The organism is Bowmanella denitrificans (genome assembly GCF_039522935.1).
GTDB classification, from domain to species: Bacteria; Pseudomonadota; Gammaproteobacteria; order Enterobacterales; family Alteromonadaceae; genus Bowmanella; species Bowmanella denitrificans.
In genome coordinates this window covers 1-21,336 of the sequence record NZ_BAAAEI010000013.1, presented here as the reverse complement: position 1 = coordinate 21,336, position 21,336 = coordinate 1, and the positions used below count along the sequence as shown (strand labels likewise).

Sequence of the window (21,336 nt, the reverse complement as noted above, 5' to 3'; positions counted from 1 at the left end):
TTCGTTCTGCTTTGTGGTGAAGATGGTTAGCCGACGTAAATGATAAAAAATTCAGTTCCTTGCCAAGTCAGTAAAGACGCTATCAGGTTTAATCGCGCCTTGTCCATCGCGCCCATGCTCGACTGGACAGACCGGCACTACCGCTACTTTATGCGCAAGATCACCCGTCATACTTTGTTGTATACCGAGATGGTGACAACCGGTGCCATTTTGTTCGGTAAAGGTGACTACCTTGGGTTTAATCAAGAAGAACACCCCGTAGCTTTACAATTGGGAGGGTCTGACCCTACTGATATGGCGGAATGTGCCCGACGTGCTGAACAACGTGGCTACGATGAAGTAAACATCAATGTTGGTTGCCCGTCTGATCGTGTGCAAAATGGTCGCTTTGGCGCTTGTCTGATGGCCGAGCCTGACACCGTTGCTGCCTGTGTTACTGCCATGCAAAAGGCCATTGATATCCCTGTCACAGTAAAATGTCGCATCGGCATTGACGATATGGACGAGTATACCCACCTTGATGATTTTATCAGGCGGGTGGCGGATGCTGGCTGTGAGACCTTTATTATTCATGCCAGAAAAGCCTGGTTGCAGGGGCTGAGTCCCAAAGAAAACCGTGAGATTCCACCGTTGATGTATGACAGGGTACATCTGCTTAAACAACATTTTCCGCATCTGCATCTGAGTATTAACGGTGGAATCAAAACCCTGGTTGATGCTCAGTTACATCTGCAGTATCTGGATGGTGTGATGATTGGTCGCGAGGCCTATGCTAACCCCTATATGTTTGCTGAATCAGATCGTCTACTTTTTGCCGACCAGCATGACATTCTCAGTCGTGAAGATATCGTCCGGGCCATGGTTCCCTATGTCAATGAACAGGTCAGCAAAGGAGCTAGAGTCTGGCATATTGCCAGACATATGCTGGGTTTATTTCAAGGACAACCAGGTGGACGCATTTGGCGGCGTTTTCTGAGTGAAAATGGCAGCCAGGCTGTTGATGGTCAGTTGTTACTGCAAGCACTGGCTTGTCGGCAAGAGAGTCTCGAAAAGTCGAGAAATACTGAGGTTGGCTAATTTGACGATACTTTTGCGTCTTTGACCAAACAATGTGCTAGTCGTTCTTCTTGCTACTAATGCTCGAACCGTGCTGTCCTTTTAATTCATTATTTTTCAAAGCTTTAAGTGTTTTCTCCGAGTTGGCACAAGTCTCGCTACAACTATTCTGTCAGTTAATGCGACTTAGTACTTGAACCAACCCGGAGAATATTATGTTTAACAAAGTAAAATTGACCGCCGCCGCTCTGCTTATGACTGCCTCTATGGGAGCCAGTGCACAAACCACAGATGTGTCGTTTCAGGAGTTTGTCTCTCATATGCTGAGCACGGCCATGAGCACAGCCAGCCAGGAAATGCATAGCAACCTTAATGAAGCCGTGAGCCACGCGTTAAATAACCTGATTCAGGAAAACGATGTTGCTGAGTCAGTACAATTGGTTGAACGCAGCCAGAAAGTGGAGCAGGACAAAAACAAGCAGGCCGAATAATGATGTTGGATCAGACTCATTTACTCAGCTTATTACTGCTACCACTCATTACATTCTTGGTCGGGGCGCTGGTTTTTAATGCTGTTGAACGCAAGTTAATTAAAGCCCCGAGCTTTTCCCCCCAAGACGGTCGCTAAAGTAGTACGACCGTCTTTTTTATTTGCACCTACGTCAACTCACTCTAGCCTGCTTTTCAGTCTTTTCAGTCTTTTCAGTCTTTTCAGTCTTTTCAGTCTTTTCAGTCTTTTCAGTCCTTTTAGGGGTCTGTCATCAGCCCTCCGTTTTGAGGATTCTGGTGCTTCAACGTTGAACGTGAATGTCTACCCCTATCTCCGTGTTGGTTAGTTATGCCATGTTGGTGGTCAATTTGACCAAATTGTGTAATTGCGAGATTTCGGAAACCTAACGCGACGCTATTCATGAGAGAAATAATTCATTTAAAACAGTGTGTTAGGTGTTTTCTTGAAGTTGGCACAAGCCTTGTAATAGCTATTTTGAACAATTCGATAATCCCCCATAAATTATGGGCAACAAGCGTGGAGGAACCTGAAATGGGTGTCTTTTCAAGAATGAACGACATAGTACAAGCCAATCTGAATGCTCTGCTGGATAAAGCCGAAGACCCTAAAAAGGTCATTCGTCTTATCGTGCAGGAAATGGAAGAAACCTTGGTAGAACTGAGAGCCATTGCCGCACGTAACCTGGCCGCCAAGAAAGAGTTGCAACGTAAGATTAACCGTTTGAATCAGCAAATCTCTGAATGGCAAAGCAAAGCGGAACTGGCCCTGACTAAGGAACGTGAAGATCTGGCCAAATTGGCACTAAGCGAAAAGCATAAGCTGGAACAGCAAATTGCTGGACTGGACGCAGAAATGCAACAGGCGGACGACGCCCTACAGCAACTGCAACAAGACAGCGCCCGTCTGCAGGAAAAACTGTCTGAGGCCAGAACTAAACAGAAAGCACTGATGATGCGGGAAGAATCCGTTGCCGCCAGACTAAAAGTCAAAGTCAGCAACGACAGTCAGAAAGTTGAACAGGTAATGCAGCGTTTTGATCATTACGAATATCGTGTCGAGCAGTTGGAAGCCCAACTGGAAGCTTACGACATCACGGCGGCACAAAACGGTTTGCATGCCCAGTTCGCTGAGCTTGAAGCCGACGAAAAAATGCAGGCCGAGTTGGAAGAGTTAAAGCAAAAAGTGCAGAAGAAAGTGGCGTAAAGGAGGGCCAGCGTGCCCTCCCACAACAATTCCAGGTTTGAGGAGAAAATCATGAGAACACTGTATGACGATCAACGTATCCGTAAAGATAAGATCCGCGCCAAGCTGTCAGGTGTCTGTGCTGGCTTGGCACAGCATTGGAACACGCAACCCTGGATGATCCGCCTGGCGGCCCTGGTGATCTTCTTTCATTTCCCTGTCGCGATGCTGATTGCCTATGTCGTTGCCGCGATGGTGCTACCTTCAAGGTAAGGAGTCTTGTCATGTTCAAGAACTTTATTATCGCTATATTAATTGCCACATTGCTGGTGTATTGCCTGGGCACGGTTGCAGACTCCTGGGGCAGTGTGCATCTGTACCTGGACGATGATCTACTGTCGCCTGCAATCACGCTGGTGGGCGGAGTTCTTCTGGCTATAGGCTTTATACTGCTGGGGTTGATGTTGGCGGTCAGTTTGTTTGGGGTCCTGGCGTTTGTTTTTATCTGTGTGTTTGGTGCGCTATTGATTGCCGGATTGGGGGCGCTATGGCCTGCATTATTGGGTATTTTGGTGGTGGTTTGGCTGGTCCGGGATGGCAAAGCCAGTCAACCCCAGTAACGCACTGTCACACATAGATCATTGGCAAGGAGACTGATTTACTGAATAATTCCCTTAGGATGACAATGTTCATAGCTCAAACAGGAGTTTCAGTATGCGTTCCTTGCTTTTAGCCTTACTTTTGAGCACTTCTACTTTTGTTACCGCACAACTGCAGGTAGATAACGCCACCATCAGGTTGTTGCCTCCGGGTGTGCTGAATACTGCCGGATACTTTACCTTAGTTAATCATGGCCAACACGACCGCATTCTGGTGGGGGCCCGCTGCTCATTAGTACAGAAAGCTGAACTGCATGATCATCAAATGGTGGACGGTATGATGAAAATGACACAGCAGCAGCGCGTGATCGTTCCGGCCGGTGAACAGGTGGCGTTTCAACCAGGCGGGCTGCATTTAATGCTGTTTGGTCTAAAGTCTCCATTACAGGATGGCCAAAGGGTGCCTCTGACTTTGTTGTTTGCCGATGGTGAAGAGTTGCAGGTTGATGCGGTAGTTGGCAATGCTGTAAAAGTGGAAGACCATTCCCACCATCATCACTAATTTAAGGTATATCTGGAGCCTCCATGTCACAGTACCTAAGTACAAAACGTATACTGCTTGCCCTATTTCTGCTGATACTGTTTTTCTATATTGTCGCGGTTTATTGGAGCAGTGAGCCTGATACCTTTGATGTTAAAGCCAATGCTCAAAATCATGCGCAGCTGCAGGGTCGGCAATTGGTGCCGGGGTATGTCACCACCGCGACCCTGATCCGTGTTAGTCGCACTTTACTGGAAAAGCCTGGCGGCTACTTGTCAAATGATGTGATGCCACCTTCTGTGTTAATGGACAATATGCCAGCCTGGGAATATGGCGTATTGGAAATGATCCGCGATTTAAGTCTGGCCATGCGTAAAGACCTGAGTCGCTCTCAGTCTCAGTCCATGGAAAATCCGGATTTACTGGTTGCACAACCCAAGTTCAACACCGACAGCCGTAATTGGTTGCTACCTCCGGCAGAGTCTGAATACGGCGAGGGGATAGAAGCTCTGGAGCGTTACCTGAATAAACTGTCCAGTCCTGCCGATGATGGTGCGCAATTTTATGCCAGAGCAGATAACCTTCGCGATTGGCTGAAACAGGCGGAAAAGCGTTTGGGCAGTCTATCCCAGAAGCTTAGTGCCAGCGTCGGCCAGGAAAGATTGAACACGGATTTGGCGGGCGATCCCAATGCCAAACAATCCACACCGTCAAGAAGCTCTCAATACCTGAAAACCAGTTGGTGGAAGCTGGACGATGTATTTTACGAAGCACGTGGGGCTAGCTGGGCATTGCTGCATTTCCTCAAAGCGGTGGAAGTGGATTTTGCTGATGTGCTGGAAAAGAAAAACGCCACGGTCAGTCTGCAACAAATTATTCGTGAACTGGAAGCCACGCAACAAACCGTCTGGAGCCCCATGATCTTAAATGGCAGTGGCTTTGGGCTGGTGGCTAACCATTCTCTCGTCATGGCCAACTATATTTCCCGGGCTGATGCGGCCCTGATTGATTTAAATGAACTACTTAGCCAAGGATAATTAATGCTAAAGAAATTATTGCCGTTCACCCTGTTTTCTCTTGCACTGCCGGCCCAGGCCGACACCCTGCTTGGGTTGTATGTAGGTGCTCAGGGCTGGCGTGCTGACAGCCAGGGCGGCTTTGCCAGCAATGCTGATGTGACAGATTTCAACTTCTCGGATGAAACTGTGTCCTCCTTCCATATTGCGCTGGAGCATCCGATTCCTCTGATCCCGAATATCAGAATTGCACGCCAAAGCCTGGATACTGATGGCAGTACTACTCTGGCTTCCAGTTTTCAGTTTGGTGGACAGAACTTCAGTGCTGGTACCCAGGTTATGTCCGGACTGGATATGGACAGCACCGATTATACTTTCTACTACGAAGTGTTCGACAATGATCTGGTCAGTCTGGATCTTGGCTTGACGGGCCGTGATGTAGACGGCCGGTTGACGGCCAGCAGCACTGGTTTAAATGCCGCGCAGTCGTTCTCGGGTATCGTTCCCCTGCTATATGGCAAGGTGGAAATTGGTATGCCACTAACTGGCTTCGGTTTTCAAGCCCAGGGTAACTTTCTGGCCATAGACGACAGTAAGGTGTACGACTATCAAGCCGCACTGACCTACAGTCTGTTAGATAACCTGGCGATAGATCTTACGCTGCAGCTGGGCTATCGCGCGTTTATGCTGGAGTTGGATGACATGGACGACGTTTATACCGACCTGGATTTTAAAGGTCCTTTTGCTGGGGTTGAGTTGCATTTCTGAGTGTTGTGCGGGGTTGAGTTGACCTGCAAAGGCAACTCTCCCTGCATCACAACCTAATCATTTTTTATAGATAAATCTAAAATTAGCACTTTCAGTAATAAAGAATTTGATTTAATTCTTTCCTGTTCGTCTCACACCTCGCTACCCTACACACAATTGCAATAGGGTTAGCATTATTTATGTCTTCATCGAACTCCCAGGCACACTTGCCTGTTTCTTTACTCAGCGATGCACAGTGGTCTGCGCTGCATCAGGCTATCGCGCCGTTAAGTGGTGCTCAGCTTACCTGGGTGAGTGGTTATTTGGCAGGCCTTGCTCAGGCTCAGCAGCCGCTGGCTGCACCTGCCGCCCAAGCGGTAACCTCTGCCAAACTGACGATTCTATACGGCTCACAAACCGGCAATGCTAAAGGAGTCGCTAGCGAGTATAAGGCGATGGCTGAGGCGGCTGGGTTGACGGTTGAGCTGCTGAATATGGCGGACTACAAAAGCAAGCGACTTAAAGATGAAACGCATCTGGTTATCGTGGTCAGTACCCATGGTGAGGGAGAAGCGCCGGATGATGCTGCCGAGTTGCATGAATTCCTGGCCAGTAAAAAGGCGCCCAAGCTGCCGCAACTGAAATACGCCGTATTGGGACTGGGTGACAGCAGCTATGAGTTCTTCTGTCAGACAGCCAAGGACTTTGATCAGCGTCTGGCTGCTCTTGGGGCAAGCCGGCTGGCAGAGCGGGTTGATTGTGATGTGGACTATGATGCCGATGTGGCGACTTGGTCCGGCCGGGTAACTGAACTGCTCAAACAAGAGCTGGCATCTGCTGGGCAGGGACAAGTTGTGGCCATGCCTGGTGTCAATCTGGCCGTCGCTCAGGCAAGCCATTACAGTAAGAAAAATCCCTTTGCCGCTGAGTTGCTGGCCGCACAAAAAATCACCGGACGTGATTCGGTAAAAGACATTCGCCATATCGAGATTTCACTCGAAGGTTCAGGACTTCAGTATCAACCTGGTGATGCGCTGGGCGTATGGTTTAGCAATGATCCTGCGCTGGTGGACGAACTGTTGGGTCTGCTTGAACTCAATGGTGACGCGGAAGTCTCTGTGGGCGATGAGCGTTTGCCGCTGCGTAAGGCATTACTGGAGAAATTTGAGCTTACCCAGAGTTACCCCTCTTTTGCTAAAGGCTATGCTGAATTAACCCACAATGCTCAGCTGTTGCAACTGAGCGAAGACAAAGGGGCGCTGCGCGATTATCTCGCCAGCCACCAGATTGTGGATATTGTGAAAGCCTATCCGGGCAAAGTGAGTGAAGAACAACTTGCGTCCTTGTTAAGAGCGATGACTCCAAGACTTTATTCTATCGCTTCAAGCCAATCTGAAGTGGAAGATGAAGTGCATCTGACGGTGGCGCTGGTGGAATATCAAAAGGATGGCCAACTGCGCCAGGGCGGCGCATCAGGTTTTCTGGCCGGCAGGGTGGAAGAAGGTCAGCAAGTCCGGATTTTTGTTGAATCTAACGACAACTTCAAACTGCCCGCCGACACCAATACACCAGTGATTATGGTGGGGCCGGGTACCGGTATTGCACCGTTCCGTGCTTTTATGCAGGAGCGTGAAGCTCAGGAAGCACAAGGAAATAACTGGCTGTTCTTCGGTAACCCCAATTTTACTCAGGACTTTCTGTATCAGGTGGAATGGCAGCGCTGGGTCAAAGAAGGCTTGCTCAACAAAATCAGTCTGGCCTTTTCCCGTGATCAAGCTGACAAAATTTATGTTCAGCATCGCTTGCTGGAGCAGGGTAAAGAAGTCTTTGAGTGGCTGCAGCAAGGTGCACACTTCTATGTTTGTGGTGACGCCAATCATATGGCTAAAGATGTGCATAACGCATTGCTGACTATTATCAGCGAACATGGCGGCAAAACAGCCGAACAGGCAGAAGAATATTTGAATGACCTGCGCAAATCCAAGCGCTACCAGAGAGATGTGTACTAATGAGTGACAATCAGGAACAAAAGCTTTCCGACAACGAGCGGCTCAAGCGGGAAAGTAATTTCCTGCGCGGTACTATTGCGCAGGATTTGCAAGACGACTTAACTGGCGGCTTTACGGCAGACAATTTCCAGTTGATTCGTTTTCACGGCATGTATCAGCAGGATGACCGGGATATTCGTGCCGAGCGTGCCAAACAGAAGCTGGAGCCACTGCACAATGTGATGTTGCGTTGCCGTTTGCCTGGGGGGATTATCACGCCCAAACAGTGGCTGGCGATTGATGAGTTTGCCGAGCAGCATACTTTGTATGGCAGCATCCGACTGACCACCCGCCAAACCTTCCAGTTTCATGGGGTGTTAAAACCTAATATTAAGCCTATGCATCAGATGCTTAACAGTATTGGGCTGGACTCCATTGCCACGGCGGGTGATGTCAACCGCAACGTGCTTTGTACTTCCAATCCGGTGGAGTCCGAAGTGCATCAGCAGGCCTATGAGTGGGCGGTGAAAATCAGTGAACATCTGCTGCCAAAAACCCGCGCTTATGCGGAAATCTGGATGGATGAGGAAAAGCTGGAAACTACCGACGTTGAGCCCATTCTAGGTAGTACCTACTTACCTCGTAAGTTCAAAACCACAGTGGTGATACCGCCGCAGAACGACGTGGATGTGCATGCCAATGATCTGAACTTTGTTGCCATTGCCGAAGGTGGCAAGCTGGTGGGCTTTAACGTTCTGGTGGGGGGCGGTCTGGCCATGACTCATGGCGACAAAACCACCTATCCACGCAAAGCCGATGATTTTGGCTTTATTCCTCTGGATAAAACCCTGGCGGTAGCGGAAGCCGTGGTCAGCACTCAGCGTGACTGGGGTAACCGCAGCAATCGTAAGAATGCCAAGACCAAATATACCTTGGAACGGGTAGGGGTGGACACCTTTAAAGCCGAGGTGGAAAAACGTGCTGAGGTTACCTTTGCACCAAGTCGGGCCTATGAATTTACTGGCCGTGGTGACCGTTTCGGTTGGGTAGAAGGTGTGGACGGCAAGCACCACCTGACCTTGTTTATTGAGAATGGCCGGATTCTGGATTATCCAGGCAAGCCACTGAAAACCGGTTGTGCAGAGATTGCCAAAATACATCAGGGGGATTTTCGTCTGACCGCTAATCAGAACCTGATTGTGGCGGGGGTGGCGGCTGAGCACAAAGCCAAGATTGAAGAAATCGCCATACAGCATGGCCTGATCCAATCCGATGTGACGGCGCAAAGACAAAACTCTATGGCCTGTGTGTCATTACCAACTTGCCCACTGGCCATGGCCGAAGCGGAACGTTACCTGCCGGATGCGGTAACCGAATTAGAGCAGATCATGGCCAAACACGGTATGGCCGACGAGCATATTATTTTCCGAGTCACCGGCTGTCCAAATGGTTGTGGCCGCGCCATGCTGGCCGAAGTTGGTCTGGTAGGTAAAGGGCCGGGTAAATATAACCTGCACCTGGGTGGCGATCGTAATGGCACCCGTATACCCAGGATGTACAGGGAAAACATCGGTGAGCAGGAAATTATGCAGGAACTGGATGAGCTGATTGGCCAATGGGCCAAGCTCAGGCTGGCTGACGAAGGCTTTGGTGATTTCCTGATCCGTAATGATGTCATCAAACCCGTGGTGAATTCCGCTAAGGATTTTTATGACTGATGCTGCAGTGAATATTAACAGCAGGTTGAGCACCAATATCAGTCAGGAAGAACTGGCTGATATCAATATCATGCTGGAAAGCATGAGCGCGCAGCAAAGAACACAGTGGGCACTGGAAAATTTGCCGGAGCAGGCAGTATTGTCTTCCAGCTTCGGCATACAGGCCGCAGTGATGTTGCATCTGGTCAACCAAGCCAAGCCCGGTATTCCGGTGGTTTTAACCGATACCGGCTATTTGTTTCCGGAAACCTATGACTTTATTGACGAGCTGACCCAGACCCTGGATTTGAATCTTAAGGTCTATAGTGCTGAGATGTCGCCAGCTTGGCAGGAGCGCAAGTTTGGCCAGCTTTGGGAGCAGGGTTTGCCTGGTATCGAAGCCTACAACAAGATGAATAAGGTTGAGCCCATGCAGCGGGCTTTGCGGGAACTGAACGTGGGCACTTGGTTTTCGGGCTTACGCCGCAGTCAGTCCAGCAGTCGTGAAAAACTGCCATATCTGCAACTGACTGGTGGCCGATTCAAAGTGTTTCCAATCCTGGATTGGAGTAACAAGGACGTACATTATTACCTGCAGGAGCATGGTTTGCCCTATCACCCGTTGTGGGAACAGGGCTATGTATCAGTCGGTGACTGGCATACCTCCAGGCCACTGGAAGCCGGTATGACAGAAGAAGAAACCCGCTTTTTTGGCCTTAAACGTGAATGCGGCCTGCACGAGTTTGGTGATGGCATTTAATCAATGCAACTCAAACGCTTTGCTGAGTAACTGTTTCAATGACTGTAAATAAGGGGCCTGCGGCTTTACCGGTACCAGCCGGGAAAGCTCGGCACCTGCCGCAGTAAACTTATAGTAATTCAACAGGGTTCCTCTGTGTCGGGGCGCCAGGTGCAATGGCTCTCCCGCTACCCGCCACTCACTGCGCGTACCGGTATTCAACTCGCCGGACTCTATTTCACTGCTATAGATAAGCCCCAGGTCCATTAACCCAAGCAGATCCGGGTAGGTCAGACCAAACTGCGCCAGATTCAGTTGTGCCCCTCTGGCCAGGGACAATATGGAAAACAGGCTGGGTTTTTGATAGTAACCATAAAGGATACGTGGACTATAGTCTCCGCGTCGCCGACTGGACAGACTGACCGCCAGCGAGAACATTTTTGCGTCCCGTTGAGTCAATTGCTGAAGTATTGCCAAACTGCGTAATGAGAATGATCCTGGCTGACTAATCTCGGTGGCAAATATCTTCGCCCAAAGCTCCTGCATGGCAGGGGAGTGCACATTTTCCGCCATATTAATAAAGCTGAAAAACCAGTCGGGATCTAAGTTCTCTTCGCTTCCCTGAGCGGGGGAAAAGTCCATGGCCTGTTCAAGAATTTTTTCAAGATTATGCAGTTGGCGCTGTGCCTGCATTGCCTTGCGGCGCTGCAATTTCTTACTGGCATCCAAATCCACTCCGCCCGATCTGGCAGGGCTAATGCCTGCCTGAGCAAACCAATGGCGCATGCGATCTTTTAAAGCCTGCACAGAGGTATTGGTGTCGGCCTTGGCGGGCGCCGTGACGGTCTGACTGGGAACTGAAGCTGGCCTGATGCGGGTCACTTGTGGTGAGTGACTAAGGCTGTCTATTTTACTCATCTTCAGAATCTGCATAGATCTGGCAACGCTATCATGCATGCCATCATAGGCCTTAGATAGATGCTTGACCAGCTTTGTGCCGGTGGCCGTTGTACAGTTTATTGCTAAAGTGTCGTCACTCCCACACATTTTGCAGTCTGGTCAGGCTGGAGGATTAAGTTTCTCTTTCATGAATATTAGGATATTGTTAATCAAGAGTGGAAAAGTAGGCCCATTGATTCGGCACAGGTGACGGATAGGCAGATGAGTCCAACAAATTACGACAATGATGAGCTGATTTTTCTGGAAGAAGATGAAAGTCAGGTAGAAGAGCAAGAATCAAGTGAGGCTTGGAATGTCCTGATTGTTGACGATGATGAAGAGATCCACTCGGTAACCCGACTGGCGCTGGCCGATTTAGCCCTGAATGGGCGTCGCCTGCGATTTATGCACGCCTATTCTGGTGAGCAGGCGCTGAATGTGTTGAGTGAACATGGCAGTGATATTGCTATCGTCCTGTTGGATGTGGTGATGGAAAGTGACGATGCCGGTTTACAAGTGGCCAGGCGTATGCGCGAAGAGTTACAGCTCAATGAGCCACGGATTATTCTGCGGACTGGTCAGCCTGGTTATGCACCAGAAGAGAGTGTCATAAAAGAATATGACATTAATGACTACAAGACTAAAACCGAACTTACCCGCAGTAAACTTGTTACTACCATTATTGCTTCACTCCGTTCCTATCAACAAATTCTGACCATTAATCAAAGCCGGGTTGGCCTGGAAAAGATTATTTCATCTGCCGCTAATTTACTCGAAGAACATTCCATCAAAGGCTTTTGCGAAGGGGTGGTGACGCAAATCAGTTCACTTATTGGTCTGGATGCCGGGGGCGTGGTATGCGCCAGAGCGGGTTCAGTATTGGATAAGGATGACGACAGTGTTTATGTGTTGGGGGCGGCGGGTCCTTTTGCCAGCTACATCAATGAGAAGCTGGACAGTATTCATGATGACAAAATTATTGAACAAGTGGCGAGATGCCTGAAGCAAAAAGACCATATCTACGAGAAAGACTTCTCTGTTTTGTATATGAACAGCAGTGGCTACGAAGCGGCGGTATACGTACAGGTAGGCTTTGCCATTAATGTGCTGCATCGGCAATTGCTGGAAGTGTTTATGTCCAGCATTTCGGTGGGTTATGAAAACGTCAATTTATTCCATCAACTGCGTAATGCTGCTTTCCGCGATATGCTGACCAAATTGCCTAACCGCAATGAGTTCATCAATATGCTGGATCAGATGCAGCGTAACAGTCTTGACTTAAATAGTCAGGTAGCGGCATTGGTGGATGTAAATCACTTTTCTGATATTAATGATGGCTTGGGGCAGGATGCGGGTAACCTATTGCTTATTGCCATTGCTGAGCGTTTACACAGTGCCATGGGTGCCGATGTAAAAATGGGGCGCATCGGTGCTGACGTATTTGGTTTGATAGGCGGTGACGACAAAGTTAACCCAGACACTATTGCCAAGGTGTTTAATTCACCCTTTAAAGCGGGCGATCATACGTTGCCTGTCAATGTCACTATTGGATTGTGCAGATTGCTGGATGAAGACAATAACGGCTTGAACATTCTTAAGCAGTCCAATATTGCCCTGAACCGAGCGAAGAAAAGCCTGACAGCAAACTATGAGTACTATGCGCCGGAGATGGAAGAGAAAACCACTTGGCGACTAGGTATGATTCGTCAATTACGTTCTGATTTTGCAGAGCGCAAGCTGGAGCTATGGTATCAGCCGCAGGTGGATCTGGTAAACGAGTCCATTGTGGGAATGGAAGCCTTATTACGTTGGCCTGCCAGTGAAGGTGGCTATGTATCGCCAGCCGTGTTTGTACCTTTGGCTGAATACAGTGGGCTGATTATTGATATTGGTGCCTGGGTATTGGAAGAAGCCTGTCACAAGTTAAGTCTATTGCATGAAAAAGGCTTCCCTCATCTGCGGGTGGCGGTCAATATTTCTATGCCGCAGTTTCGTGATCCGCAATTTATTCCACTGGTCAAAGATTGCCTGATTGCAAGCAAGATCGATCCAAAATCCTTGGAACTGGAGATTACCGAAAGCGTGGTAATGGATGAACCCCAGATTGTTGTCGATTCCCTCAAAGCCTTGAAAGAGTTTGGTGTGACTATCGCGATTGACGATTTTGGTACGGGATTCTCTTCAATGAGCTATCTGCAAAAGCTACCACTCGACAGACTTAAAGTGGACCGTTCTTTTGTGAATGAAGTCACCGCAGGTAAAAGTGCCTTTATTGCCGAAACTATTGTTACCCTGGGCAATAAATTGGGGCTGCAGACCATCGCCGAGGGCGTGGAAAAACGTGAACAGGCCAGTTATATGCTGCGCCTGGGTTGCGACGAAGCGCAGGGCTTTTTGTATGCTAAACCCATGCCTTTCCATGAGCTGACCGAGTTTTTAGATAACTATCAGGCAAGAGCCTAAAGAAAATTCAGCACATAAGAGCCGAGCAGGATCAGCCCATGTTCCTTACATCGACAGAATGTACCTGACTCGCTGACGCAGGTCAGGCAGCAATGTTGTTTCAAACCAGGGATGCTTCTTAAGCCAGATATTGTTCCTTGGCGAGGGGTGGGGCAGTGCAAAGTAGTCTGGCAGGTAGGTCTGATAATTTTTCACTCTTTCTGTCAGGTTTTTGCTATCTGCCAAATAATATTGTTGAGCGTACTGACCAATAAGTAAGGTGAGCTGCAGCTTGGGTAGGGTATCAAGTAAGCGGCGATGCCAGGTTGGCGCGCACTCCTTTCTGGGCGGCAGGTCGCCGCTGTTACCTTTACCCGGATAACAAAATCCCATTGGCATAATGGCTATTTTATCCTGATCATAGAAGACGTCCCTGGAAATCTGCAGCCACTCCCGCAGCCTGTCACCAGAAGCATCATTCCAGGGAATAGAGCTGTGATGCACTTTAGTACCGGGTGCCTGCCCGATAATCATTAGCCTGGCGCCTTGCTTTCCGCGTACCACGGGATTCGCCCCCAAAGGTAAATTGGCTTCACAAAGTCGACATTGCTGAATTTCCTGAATAACAATGCTGGTTTTATCACGCAAAGCTGGATCTTTTTTAATGGTTGTCATATTCCTGTCATAAAAATATGTTTGCAAAGCAGGCGGAATCCTGCAAAAATGTATATACACTCATGTTAGAGTTGTTGTAGGAGTCTGTAATGCGTAAATCTATCATTTTATTTTCGTTGTTGGCTGCCAGCGGCCTGGCGCAGGCTGCCGATGAATCCAATAAGCTATTCGACTGTATGGCTGCCGATACTCTGACGGTCAATAGTGACTGCGTACAATCTAAGATAAGTCAGAACATTCAGTACCGTGATGTACAACAGACTATCTACCAGAGCTCGCAGGTACAAAGTGAAAACGCCATGGCGACTATCAGATTCTATCCGGAAAAGTACCTGATAGAAGTTGTTGCGCACCGAGATGCGCTGGAAAACCCAGCCCTGTTGGCTGCCAATCGCAAGTAACTTGTTGAATTGTTGAGGAAACCGGGTCAAGCCCGGTTTTTTTGTACTTGCTGATCAGCCCCTTCTGAGCTGATGTTTAAAAAATACGATTCAAACCATTAATCGCTGCGACCCGGTACGCTTCAGCCATGGTCGGGTAGTTAAATGTGGTGTTTACAAAGTACTCAATGCTATTTGCACTGCCTTTCTGTTGCATGATCGCCTGGCCGATATGCACAATCTCCGATGCCCGTTCCCCGAAGCAATGGATGCCAAGAATTTCCTTAGTCTCGCGATGGAAAAGAATCTTAAGGCTACCCACTTGTGTATTGGCAATCTGCGCGCGGGCCAGGTGCAGAAACTGTGCACGACCCACTTCATAAGGCACCTTAAGGGCGGTCAGTTCCTGTTCTGTTTTACCCACAGAACTGATCTCGGGAATGGTGTAAATCCCGGTTGGAATATCTTCCACTAAGCTGGAGGGACATTTGCCACTGAGCATGGCCTGTGCCGCAAAACGGCCCTGATTGTAGGCGGCAGACGCCAGGCTGGGATAGCCGATAACATCACCCACCGCATAAATGTTATCCACTTCGGTTTTATAATTTTCGTCAACTCTCACCTGTCCCCGAGAGTCGGCTTTAAGGCCGATGGCCTGCAAATTAAGCATGTCGGTATTGCCGGTTCTGCCGTTGGCAAACAGCAAACAGTCGGCACGCATCTTCTTACCGGACTCCAGATGCAATACTACGGAATCGTCCCTGCCTTCGACACTGGCATAGGTTTCGTTGTGACGTATAACCACGCCGTTATTCCAAAGGTGGTAGCTGAGTGAGTCTGAAATCTCCGCGTCCAGAAAAGACAACAATCTGTCTCGCATATTGACCAAATCCACTTTCACGCCCATACCACGGAAGATACTGGCGTATTCCGACCCTATGACACCAGCCCCATAGATAATAATCGACTTAGGATCGTGTTTAAGGGACAGAATAGAATCGCTGTTGTAGATCCGTGGGTGGTCGAAATCTATATCCGCTGGGGTGTAGGGTCTGGAACCGGTGGCAATGACTACCTGCTTAGTGGTGATCTGGTCAACCGAACCATCTTCCCGGGTAACTTTAATGCTGTGCGCGTCAATAAAGGAAGCTTCACCATGAAAAACCTTTACCCCATTGCGGTCGTAGAATGTGCCCCGTAATCGGCTTTGCTTACGGATCACCGCGCTGGCATGGGTTAGTACGTCACTGAAAGTCAGATGACGACTACGATCACCGTCGTTAAACAAAGGATTGGAATTGTATTCGATAAGGCGGCTGACAGAATGGCGTAACGCTTTTGACGGAATTGTCCCCCAATGCGTACAGCCGCCGCCAACCGATTCGTGGCGCTCTATAACCGCCACTTGCTTGCCGGCTTTCGCCAATTGCATGGCGGCACCTTCGCCACCAGGGCCGGTGCCAATAACAACTGCGTCAAATTGAAATGTCTGTCGCGTCTTGGTGTTTTTCTTGTTGGTAACGGTTGACAACGGAGGACTCCGACAACTGAAATAGAATCATAGCGTTACCGAGTTTTACCGGGAAAGCAAGGCCCCATTTAGTCTCAGACAAACTTGAGGCTATGCACTTCCAGCCAACGTCTTTTCGCCAGCGCTAAGGTTTGCTTGAGTTCCCGGTATCTGAAATCCAGCTCCAGTTTTTCATAGCTGGCCACCAATTGGCGTTTCCTGGCTTCCAGCCGCTGTTTTTTAATCATGTGGTAATCGGCTAATTTCTGCACCAGCAATTCGTACTCATGTTGTACTTTCTGGGCTAAATGCTGTGCATCCGGCCGGCTGGCAATTCTCTGTTGCACTCTTTTTAACTGCATTTCGGCCTTGGCTTTTTCGATGCGTTCTTCTGGGCAGCGCCTCAATCCGCTGGTTAAACCTAACCAGGAAAGTGAGCGTATCAGCCACTTGGTTGGATCGAAATGCCACCATTTCACCCCGTTTCGGTAGTCATATTCGAAGATATGGTGGAAGTTGTGATAACCCTCACCAAAGGTAAACAGGGCGAGGATGCCATTGTCCCTGGCGCTGTTTTGGTCGGTGTAGGTTTGCCGCCCCCAGATATGGGCTAAAGAGTTAATAAAGAAGGTTACGTGATGCACAACCACTAAACGCAATACGCCAGCAATCAACAACATGCCCCAGATATCGCCATTGAACCATCCCAATAGCAGTGGAATACCAAAATTGGCTGACAGGCTGATCAGCAGATAGTGTCGGTGCTGCCACATAACCACCTGGTCTTTTTGCAGATCGCGACAGTTGTTGTAATCACTGTAGCGACTGGCCTGATATTCCCTCAGCATCCAGCCTATATGTGAATACCAGAATCCACGGCCGGCGGAATAGGGATCTTTGTTATCGTCATCCACGTGTTTGTGGTGAATGCGGTGGTCGGACGCCCAGTGCAGAATACTGTTTTGCAGTGCTAAAGCGCCGCCGATGGCCAGTATGACCTTAACCACCGGATGCGCTTCATAGGCTTTATGTGACCAAAGCCTGTGGTAACCAGCCGTGATAGACAGGCCGGAAAACCAGACAAGAAAAATACAGGCGGTCACTTCGACGACATCAAAGCCATGTAGATAAGCTTCCAGTGGCACCAGAATCAGGCTAATGAGTCCGGTTATGGCAAAGACCAGAACATTGGTCAGAATAATTGCGGGTTTTTGCATCAGAAAAAGAGTTGGGCGTACAGTTGTGCGCTAATTTAGCCAGATCATCAGGGCTTGGCAAGGGACTGCTGCGAATTCTATGGCGTGAAGTGCGGTAATATAATGCTACACTCGTCGCGTTTTAAACTCCGGGTAAGCCCATGAGACGTCAGCAACAGAAACTCAAAACCCGACGCGCCATTATTGATGCGGCCTTTAACCTGTTGGACGAACAACGCAGTCTGTCCAGTGTCAGCCTGCGGGAAGTTGCCCGCGCCGCGGGTATTGCGCCAACGTCGTTCTACCGGCATTTTAAGGATATCGATGAACTGGGTCTGACCCTGGTGGATGAAGCTGGCCTGGCGTTGCGCCAATTGATGCGCCAGGCCCGCTCCCGAATCGACGCCGGTGGTGGGGTGATCAGCACCTCGGTCAATACCTTTATGGAGTTTGTGGTGTCCAACAGCAATGAATTCAGGTTGTTGCTGAGGGAGCACTCAGGCACCTCGCCAGCATTTCGTGCGGCGGTTTTAAGAGAAATTCAGCATTTTATCGAAGAACTGACCGACTATACCGCCAATCATACCGGCTTAAATCGTGATTTGGCTGGATTGCAGGCAGAGGCGATGGTGAAGTTGGTGTTCAGCGCCGGGGCCGAGGCTATCGACGCCAATGCTGCGCAGCGTAAGGTGCATGCGCAGCGTTTAAATCAGCAACTTCGTTTTATTGCCAGGGGCGCTGCCTTCTACGCGGGTAAATAAGGTTTCTTCGTCAGCATCACACCGCACTCGGCATGATGGGTATAAGGAAACTGATCAAACAGGGCAAACCGCGTAACGTCATGAGTTTTACTCAGGTGCTGCAAATTGTCTTTCAGGGTTAGCGGGTTGCAAGATATATATAAAATGTTGCGGTAGCCGCTAACCAATTCGCAGGTGTCCGGGTCCAGGCCAGCCCGTGGTGGGTCCACCAATACGGTCTGGCAGTCAAATTCTGACAATTTCACCTCACCCATTCGTTTGAATTCCCGCTTACCTTGCAGGGCTTCGGTGAATTCCTCGCTGGACATGCGCAGCACGGTAACATTCTCGACCTTGTTCAAATGGGCATTGTGATTAGCTGCTTCTACTGACGCTTTGGATATTTCGGTGGCCAGTACGCGCCGGAAATTTTGTGCCAGCGGCAGGGTGAAATTACCCAAGCCACAATAAAGCTCCAGCAGGTCTCCACTGGCATCCTGAGTGGCATCCAGTGCCCATTCGATCATGTTGCAGTTCACCCCGGCGTTGGGTTGGGTAAAGCTATTTTCAATCTGCTTGAACTGATAGGGTCTGGATTTGATGTTCAGCGTTTCAATAACGTGATCGCGATTGAGCAACAGCATTTGCTTGCGGGCGCGACCAACCAGATCCAGTTGGTACGTTTTCCGCAGTGTGTCACGTAACTGCTCTGCTTCTGCCTGCCACTGTGCATCCAGAGGTTTGTGATAGACCAGGGTGACCAAAATTTCGCCACTCAGCGTGCTGAGGTAGTCTATTTGATAGAGTTTTCGTCGCAATATCTGATTGGGTTTGAGCAACACCAATAAGTCCGCCATAACCTGGTTAATCAGTAAACTGGCTGGTGGGAAGTGGTCTACCCGGTACTTTTCCTTGGTCTGGCTGTCAAACATGATGTGATAGAGATCTTCACCCTCATGCCATACGCGAAACTCGGCCCGCATACGATAGTGGAGTGGGGCAGACGGATAGAGCGTCAGTTCCGGCATAGCAAAATCGCTTAACAGGGCTTGCAGTTCAGACGCTTTGTCTGCCAGCTGTGCTTCGTATTGATTACTGTCTATTTCGGTTGGTCGCATGTTACCTCCACTAAAAGGCCGCCGATTGTAAAGCCTTTAGCTAAATGCGCAAATTTTAGAACAGACAAAACTTTTAAACAGTAATGACTAAAACTTGTACTAATTTGGTCGATAATAAGTCGAGAGGTATTGAGGACATTATCATGAATTTAGGCGAACTAAAGGCGCGTCTTGAACAACGCACGCCTCATGTTGGCCGTTCTGAGCCACAAGGACCGTCAAAGGAAGACGGTGTGAGGCAGACGACGGACCAGCAGCAAAATGCGGTGACTCTGACGAATGCTGCGCAGTCGCAGCGTTTTATGAGTCTTAAGATATTCAGTAACGCGTTGAGCCAGTCTTTGTTGTTGGATGATCGTCGTCCCAGCTTGCCTGTGGCGAAGCCGCAGGACAACAAAAGCCTGTTTGATTTTGAAGAGGTGGCTAAAAACGTACTGCGCTTCGTTGGTGGCGCTATCCGCCATGCGCAGTCAAAAGGTATGGATGACGAAAAGCTGACCGAGATGTTTGAACAGGCCAGGAGTGGCGTGCTCAAAGGTGTGCAGATGGCTGAGAAAGATCTGGCCGGTTTTATGAACGAAGAGATCTCCACCGGCATCAAGAAAAGTCGGGAGCTGATAGAAGACGGCATTAAGAATCTGGAAAACGAAATCTTCGGTAATAAAGAAGAGGAAGATGACCAGATTGCTCTGCGCTACAGTGAGTCAGTGAGCTACAGCCGCCAGGACAGCAGTGAGCTGACGGTGCGCACCCGCGATGGTGACGAAGTCACCATCAGTTTTGATGACCTTCGCCAGTTTGAACTGAATCGCAGCTTGGTACTGCGTAGTCAGGCGGAAAAGGAACAAGCCAAAGACAATGCGGATGCAGAAAAGACCAGCAGCACAGAGTCTGATGGGGACGAGTCTTCTACCTTTAATGTGCGCGCCGAGCAGAGCACATTGTTTTACCAGAAGAATGAATATGGCTTCTCAGTAAAAGGCGAGCTGGATGAAGAGGAACTCAAAGCCATAGGGGATCTGGTAGATAAAACGGCGGACCTGGCCGACGAGTTTTTCAACGGTGACGTGGAGAAAGCCTTCGAGCAGGCTTTGAAACTTGGTTTTGATGAAACAGAACTGACCGGCTATGCATTGCAGCTGAGCAGACAAGAGCAGACCCGTGTTACCCAAACCTATGAAGCGGTTCAGCACGGTGACGACAAGTTTAAAGAAATGGAAGGTTATGCCAAACCGGTTTCGCACTATCTGGACAAGATGCTGGATATGGTGGAACAGTCCCGGCAAAAACTGCAGGACGACAATTCTTTCGACAATCTGATTAACGGGCTGGTCAACAGGATGCTGGATGTGGATACGCCGGATTTATTGCAGGCTATCAATAAATTCCACAGTTTTAACCAGCGTCTGCTGGATAACCTGCCAGACTCTCAAGCGACTGCAGACAAAGCCAAGCCAGAGAGTAAAGACGATAAACAATAAGCAAAAGGCCCTTTTCAGGGCCTTTCATTTTTAATGACTACTCGTCGTCTTGCTTGTCCTTGGCCATACGCACTTTAAGTGTTCTGTCCTGAAACTCCGTATCGTTCAGCGTGCTGACAATCAGTTCTGCATCACCCTGCATTTCCACAAAGCCGTATCCCTTGCGTTTGCCTGTACGCCTGTCTTTCATCAGGCGCACTGATACAACTGTCCCATGACTTGAAAAGTGGGCTTTAACATCCTGTTCACTGGCACGGTAGGGAAGGTTACCTACATACAGAGTTTTGCTGTCACTATTGTCATCATTATCTGTGCCACTGGCAGAAGCGTTCTGCTGGCCAAATAAAGTGGCTAATAATGGTGTAGCAATACTGCCGACGATTAATCCCAGGGCAAGCGCCTGGTTTGATGAGACAGCTTGCGCGGGCAGGACAAAATAGCCGAGCACCGCCAGCAATCCGCCGATAACTATATAAAGAAGAACCGGTGATTTCATGTAACTACCTAAATTATAATTAGAAAATGACGTAGCAGAGCTATGTTACCGATTTATTTACATTACGCCAACTAAACTGCTGATACGGTCGTAAGCCCTGCCAAATGGCGTATTATCTATAGTTTTGTTCAATAAACGCGCGAACGAAATGTTTTTTGCAAAAATCCCTTGATCTGTTTTCGCTGGTCTGTAGAATGCGCACCACTTCGACGGGGCAGGCAGAAAGGCCTCCCAGTCAGCCAGGAAGATTCAAGGAGCGGCAAGCAACGAAATTTAAAAAAGT

At 49.0% G+C, this 21,336-nt stretch carries 21 protein-coding genes; 15 read left to right on the top strand and 6 right to left on the bottom strand.

Annotation, left to right across the window (positions count from 1 at the left end):
- Positions 1 to 39 precede the first annotated feature (39 nt).
- From dusA to ABD028_RS12325, 11 genes are all read left to right on the top strand, one after another.
- On the top strand, positions 40 to 1,077 hold the full coding sequence (gene dusA, locus ABD028_RS12375) for a tRNA dihydrouridine(20/20a) synthase DusA (protein WP_343845232.1): 1,038 nt from the start codon (positions 40 to 42) through the stop codon (positions 1,075 to 1,077).
- A 194-nt stretch (positions 1,078 to 1,271) separates the two neighbouring features.
- Positions 1,272 to 1,547 (top strand): hypothetical protein, encoded by a 276-nt coding sequence (locus tag ABD028_RS12370; RefSeq protein ID WP_102798794.1) that lies wholly within the window; start codon positions 1,272 to 1,274, stop codon positions 1,545 to 1,547.
- A gap of 551 nt (positions 1,548 to 2,098) precedes the next feature.
- Complete coding sequence (gene pspA, locus ABD028_RS12365; RefSeq protein ID WP_343845231.1) at positions 2,099 to 2,770, top strand: phage shock protein PspA; 672 nt, start codon at positions 2,099 to 2,101, stop codon at positions 2,768 to 2,770.
- 51 nt (positions 2,771 to 2,821) lie between these two features.
- A complete protein-coding gene (locus tag ABD028_RS12360) occupies positions 2,822 to 3,022 on the top strand; it encodes a PspC domain-containing protein (RefSeq protein WP_102798796.1) in 201 nt (66 codons plus the stop codon).
- Positions 3,023 to 3,033: 11 nt separating this feature from the next.
- Complete coding sequence (locus ABD028_RS12355; RefSeq protein WP_102798797.1) at positions 3,034 to 3,369, top strand: hypothetical protein; 336 nt, start codon at positions 3,034 to 3,036, stop codon at positions 3,367 to 3,369.
- Between the two features lie 94 nt (positions 3,370 to 3,463).
- On the top strand, positions 3,464 to 3,910 hold the full coding sequence (locus ABD028_RS12350) for a copper chaperone PCu(A)C (protein ID WP_343845229.1): 447 nt from the start codon (positions 3,464 to 3,466) through the stop codon (positions 3,908 to 3,910).
- A gap of 23 nt (positions 3,911 to 3,933) precedes the next feature.
- A complete protein-coding gene (locus ABD028_RS12345; protein WP_343845228.1) occupies positions 3,934 to 4,926 on the top strand; it encodes a DUF2333 family protein in 993 nt (330 codons plus the stop codon).
- Between the two features lie 3 nt (positions 4,927 to 4,929).
- On the top strand, positions 4,930 to 5,673 hold the full coding sequence (locus ABD028_RS12340) for a TIGR04219 family outer membrane beta-barrel protein (RefSeq protein WP_102798800.1): 744 nt from the start codon (positions 4,930 to 4,932) through the stop codon (positions 5,671 to 5,673).
- Between the two features lie 179 nt (positions 5,674 to 5,852).
- Complete coding sequence (locus ABD028_RS12335; RefSeq protein ID WP_343845227.1) at positions 5,853 to 7,661, top strand: assimilatory sulfite reductase (NADPH) flavoprotein subunit; 1,809 nt, start codon at positions 5,853 to 5,855, stop codon at positions 7,659 to 7,661.
- On the top strand, positions 7,661 to 9,358 hold the full coding sequence (cysI, locus tag ABD028_RS12330; RefSeq protein ID WP_343845225.1) for an assimilatory sulfite reductase (NADPH) hemoprotein subunit: 1,698 nt from the start codon (positions 7,661 to 7,663) through the stop codon (positions 9,356 to 9,358). The genes ABD028_RS12335 and cysI overlap by 1 nt, the downstream gene beginning before the upstream one ends.
- The gene (locus ABD028_RS12325) at positions 9,351 to 10,097 is read left to right on the top strand and encodes a phosphoadenylyl-sulfate reductase (protein ID WP_343845224.1); all 747 of its coding nucleotides are present in this window, start codon (positions 9,351 to 9,353) and stop codon (positions 10,095 to 10,097) included. The genes cysI and ABD028_RS12325 overlap by 8 nt, the downstream gene beginning before the upstream one ends.
- Here ABD028_RS12325 and ABD028_RS12320 read toward each other — a convergent pair whose 3' ends face one another.
- A complete protein-coding gene (locus ABD028_RS12320; protein WP_245921853.1) occupies positions 10,098 to 10,994 on the bottom strand; it encodes a TIGR03899 family protein in 897 nt (298 codons plus the stop codon). It lies immediately after the preceding gene.
- Positions 10,995 to 11,237: 243 nt separating this feature from the next.
- On the opposite strand from ABD028_RS12320, the gene ABD028_RS12315 reads away from it, so the two are divergent.
- Positions 11,238 to 13,478, top strand: coding sequence for a bifunctional diguanylate cyclase/phosphodiesterase (locus ABD028_RS12315; RefSeq protein WP_102798804.1), 2,241 nt, complete (start codon positions 11,238 to 11,240; stop codon positions 13,476 to 13,478).
- Positions 13,479 to 13,523: 45 nt separating this feature from the next.
- Here ABD028_RS12315 and ABD028_RS12310 read toward each other — a convergent pair whose 3' ends face one another.
- Positions 13,524 to 14,132, bottom strand: coding sequence for a uracil-DNA glycosylase family protein (locus tag ABD028_RS12310; protein ID WP_343845223.1), 609 nt, complete (start codon positions 14,130 to 14,132; stop codon positions 13,524 to 13,526).
- A gap of 89 nt (positions 14,133 to 14,221) precedes the next feature.
- Between ABD028_RS12310 and ABD028_RS12305 the strand changes: the two genes are divergently transcribed.
- On the top strand, positions 14,222 to 14,533 hold the full coding sequence (locus tag ABD028_RS12305; RefSeq protein WP_343845221.1) for a hypothetical protein: 312 nt from the start codon (positions 14,222 to 14,224) through the stop codon (positions 14,531 to 14,533).
- 76 nt (positions 14,534 to 14,609) lie between these two features.
- On the opposite strand, the gene sthA is transcribed toward ABD028_RS12305, so the two are convergent.
- Both sthA and ABD028_RS12295 read right to left on the bottom strand, forming a co-directional pair.
- Complete coding sequence (gene sthA / locus ABD028_RS12300; RefSeq protein ID WP_343845219.1) at positions 14,610 to 16,043, bottom strand: Si-specific NAD(P)(+) transhydrogenase; 1,434 nt, start codon at positions 16,041 to 16,043, stop codon at positions 14,610 to 14,612.
- Between the two features lie 74 nt (positions 16,044 to 16,117).
- Positions 16,118 to 17,239, bottom strand: a complete 1,122-nt coding sequence (locus ABD028_RS12295; RefSeq protein WP_343845217.1) for an acyl-CoA desaturase — start codon at positions 17,237 to 17,239, stop codon at positions 16,118 to 16,120.
- A 140-nt stretch (positions 17,240 to 17,379) separates the two neighbouring features.
- Here ABD028_RS12295 and fabR point away from each other — a divergent pair, with 140 nt between their 5' ends.
- Positions 17,380 to 17,979 (top strand): HTH-type transcriptional repressor FabR, encoded by a 600-nt coding sequence (gene fabR / locus ABD028_RS12290; protein WP_102798809.1) that lies wholly within the window; start codon positions 17,380 to 17,382, stop codon positions 17,977 to 17,979.
- On the opposite strand, the gene trmA is transcribed toward fabR, so the two are convergent.
- A complete protein-coding gene (gene trmA, locus ABD028_RS12285; protein ID WP_343845216.1) occupies positions 17,964 to 19,076 on the bottom strand; it encodes a tRNA (uridine(54)-C5)-methyltransferase TrmA in 1,113 nt (370 codons plus the stop codon). The two genes, fabR and trmA, sit on opposite strands and share 16 nt — an antisense overlap.
- A gap of 143 nt (positions 19,077 to 19,219) precedes the next feature.
- Here trmA and ABD028_RS12280 point away from each other — a divergent pair, with 143 nt between their 5' ends.
- Positions 19,220 to 20,557 carry a DUF5610 domain-containing protein gene (locus tag ABD028_RS12280; RefSeq protein WP_343845214.1) on the top strand — a complete coding sequence of 446 codons (1,338 nt, stop codon included), beginning with the start codon at positions 19,220 to 19,222 and terminating at the stop codon, positions 20,555 to 20,557.
- A gap of 37 nt (positions 20,558 to 20,594) precedes the next feature.
- Here ABD028_RS12280 and ABD028_RS12275 read toward each other — a convergent pair whose 3' ends face one another.
- Positions 20,595 to 21,053: an RNA recognition motif domain-containing protein gene (locus tag ABD028_RS12275; RefSeq protein ID WP_343845212.1), complete on the bottom strand. Its 459-nt coding sequence runs from the start codon at positions 21,051 to 21,053 to the stop codon at positions 20,595 to 20,597.
- Positions 21,054 to 21,336: the final 283 nt, after the last annotated feature.

Excerpts from the sequence above, each read along its gene's own strand:
- fabR (WP_102798809.1), top strand. The coding sequence starts at position 17,380 with ATGAGACGTCAGCAACAGAAACTCAAAACCCGACGCGCCATTATTGAT.
- trmA (WP_343845216.1), bottom strand. The coding sequence starts at position 19,076 with ATGCGACCAACCGAAATAGACAGTAATCAATACGAAGCACAGCTGGCA.
- dusA (WP_343845232.1), top strand. The coding sequence starts at position 40 with ATGATAAAAAATTCAGTTCCTTGCCAAGTCAGTAAAGACGCTATCAGG.
- ABD028_RS12325 (WP_343845224.1), top strand. The coding sequence starts at position 9,351 with ATGACTGATGCTGCAGTGAATATTAACAGCAGGTTGAGCACCAATATC.
- ABD028_RS12360 (WP_102798796.1), top strand. The coding sequence starts at position 2,822 with ATGAGAACACTGTATGACGATCAACGTATCCGTAAAGATAAGATCCGC.
- ABD028_RS12295 (WP_343845217.1), bottom strand. The coding sequence starts at position 17,239 with ATGCAAAAACCCGCAATTATTCTGACCAATGTTCTGGTCTTTGCCATA.
- ABD028_RS12345 (WP_343845228.1), top strand. The coding sequence starts at position 3,934 with ATGTCACAGTACCTAAGTACAAAACGTATACTGCTTGCCCTATTTCTG.
- ABD028_RS12315 (WP_102798804.1), top strand. The coding sequence starts at position 11,238 with ATGAGTCCAACAAATTACGACAATGATGAGCTGATTTTTCTGGAAGAA.
- ABD028_RS12370 (WP_102798794.1), top strand. The coding sequence starts at position 1,272 with ATGTTTAACAAAGTAAAATTGACCGCCGCCGCTCTGCTTATGACTGCC.
- ABD028_RS12310 (WP_343845223.1), bottom strand. The coding sequence starts at position 14,132 with ATGACAACCATTAAAAAAGATCCAGCTTTGCGTGATAAAACCAGCATT.
- cysI (WP_343845225.1), top strand. The coding sequence starts at position 7,661 with ATGAGTGACAATCAGGAACAAAAGCTTTCCGACAACGAGCGGCTCAAG.
- ABD028_RS12350 (WP_343845229.1), top strand. The coding sequence starts at position 3,464 with ATGCGTTCCTTGCTTTTAGCCTTACTTTTGAGCACTTCTACTTTTGTT.
- ABD028_RS12355 (WP_102798797.1), top strand. The coding sequence starts at position 3,034 with ATGTTCAAGAACTTTATTATCGCTATATTAATTGCCACATTGCTGGTG.
- pspA (WP_343845231.1), top strand. The coding sequence starts at position 2,099 with ATGGGTGTCTTTTCAAGAATGAACGACATAGTACAAGCCAATCTGAAT.
- ABD028_RS12340 (WP_102798800.1), top strand. The coding sequence starts at position 4,930 with ATGCTAAAGAAATTATTGCCGTTCACCCTGTTTTCTCTTGCACTGCCG.
- ABD028_RS12305 (WP_343845221.1), top strand. The coding sequence starts at position 14,222 with ATGCGTAAATCTATCATTTTATTTTCGTTGTTGGCTGCCAGCGGCCTG.
- ABD028_RS12320 (WP_245921853.1), bottom strand. The coding sequence starts at position 10,994 with ATGAGTAAAATAGACAGCCTTAGTCACTCACCACAAGTGACCCGCATC.
- ABD028_RS12335 (WP_343845227.1), top strand. The coding sequence starts at position 5,853 with ATGTCTTCATCGAACTCCCAGGCACACTTGCCTGTTTCTTTACTCAGC.
- ABD028_RS12275 (WP_343845212.1), bottom strand. The coding sequence starts at position 21,053 with ATGAAATCACCGGTTCTTCTTTATATAGTTATCGGCGGATTGCTGGCG.
- ABD028_RS12280 (WP_343845214.1), top strand. The coding sequence starts at position 19,220 with ATGAATTTAGGCGAACTAAAGGCGCGTCTTGAACAACGCACGCCTCAT.